Source organism: Mycobacterium colombiense (assembly GCF_001665835.1).
Taxonomy (GTDB): Bacteria; Actinomycetota; Actinomycetes; order Mycobacteriales; family Mycobacteriaceae; genus Mycobacterium; species Mycobacterium colombiense_A.
Map to the genome: position 1 here is coordinate 1 of NZ_LZSX01000010.1, position 1,573 is coordinate 1,573.

Consider the following 1,573-nt stretch of genomic DNA (forward strand, 5'->3'; position numbering starts at 1 on the left):
GGCGGCTGGATGCGGACGCGCTATTTGCGGCGCTGGCCGATGTGGTGGGCCGCCACGAGAGCCTGCGCACCCTGTTCCGGGCGGTCGATGGGATACCGCGGCAGGTGGTGGTGCCCGCCGAGCAGGCCGATTTCGGCTGGGACGTCGTTGATGTCACCGGCTGGGCGGCGGCCCGGTTGAATGAAGCCATCGCCGCCGCGGTGGGCTATAGGTTTGACCTGGCCATCGAGATCCCGTTGCGGGCACGGCTTTTCCGCGTCGCCGACGACGAACACGTGATGGTGGCCGTCGTACACGAAATCGCCGCCGACGGCTGGTCGACGACCCGGCTGGTGCGTGACATGAGTGTGGCCTATGCAAGCCGGTGTGTGGGGCGGGCCCCCGACTGGGCGCCATTGCCGGTGCAGTATGTCGATTACACGCTGTGGCAGCGCGCGCAGTTCGGCGACCTCGACGACAGCGAAAGCCGCATCGCCGCGCAGCTGGCCTACTGGGAGCAGGCGCTGGCCGGGATGCCCGATCGGCTGGCGTTGCCCGCCGATCGGCCCTACCCGCCGGTGGCTGACCAGCGCGGCGCCAGGGTGGCGGTGGAGTGGCCCGCGATGCTGCAGCAGCACATTGCTCGGGTGGGCCGTCAGCACAACGCCACCGGATTCATGGTGATGCAGGCGGCCCTGGCGGTGCTGCTGTCCAAGCTCAGCGCCAGCAGCGATGTGGCGGTGGGGTTCGCGATCGCCGGGCGGCGCGATCCCGCACTCGATGAACTGGTGGGCTTTTTCGTCAACACGTTGGTGCTGCGGGTCGACCTGACCGGCGATCCCACCGTGGCCGAATTGCTGGCCCAGGTGCGGGCACGGGGCCTGGCCGCCTACGAGCACCAGGATGTGCCCTTCGAGGTGCTCGTGGAGCGGCTCAACCCGACCCGGTCGTTGGCCCATCACCCGCTGGTTCAGGTGATGTTGGGCTGGAACAACTTCCCCGGACAGGTCAACGTCCCCGCGACGGGGTTGGCTGTGGGTGATCTTCAGGTCAAGCCGCTGGCCGCGGATACCCAGACCGCGAAAATGGATCTGGTCTTCTTCCTCAAGGAAAACTGGACCGAGGCCGGTGCGCCCGCCGGGATTTCCGGACACGTGGAATTTCGCACCGACGTGTTCGACGCGGACACCATCCAGGCGTTGATCGCGCGGCTGCACCGAGTGTTGATGGCGCTCACCGCCGACCCCACCCGGCGGCTCTCGTCGGTGGATCTGCTGGATGCGGGTGAGCACGCCCGGCTGGAAGAGCTTGGTAATAAAGCGGTTTTGGCTAGCCCGTCGAGTGTTTCGGTGTCGGTGCCGGAATTGTTCGCCACGCACGTGACCCGCACCCCGGACGCCGTGGCGCTGGTGTGCGAGGGCCTGTCGGTGACCTACCGAGAGCTGGATGAAGCCTCGAACCGGTTGGCGCATTGTCTCGCGGATGCGGGCGCGGGTCCGGGACAGACTGTGGCACTGCTGTTTTCGCGGTCGGCCGAGGCCATCGCGTCGATCCTGGCGGTGCTCAAGACGGGGGCGGCGTATCTGCCGATCGA

General features: G+C 67.6%; 1 protein-coding gene. It reads left to right on the plus strand.

Features of this window, described 5'->3' with window-relative positions; all coding sequences use genetic code 11:
- On the plus strand, window positions 1-1,573 hold a 1,573-nt coding region (locus A5760_RS02175; protein ID WP_155764173.1), incomplete at both ends, for a condensation domain-containing protein.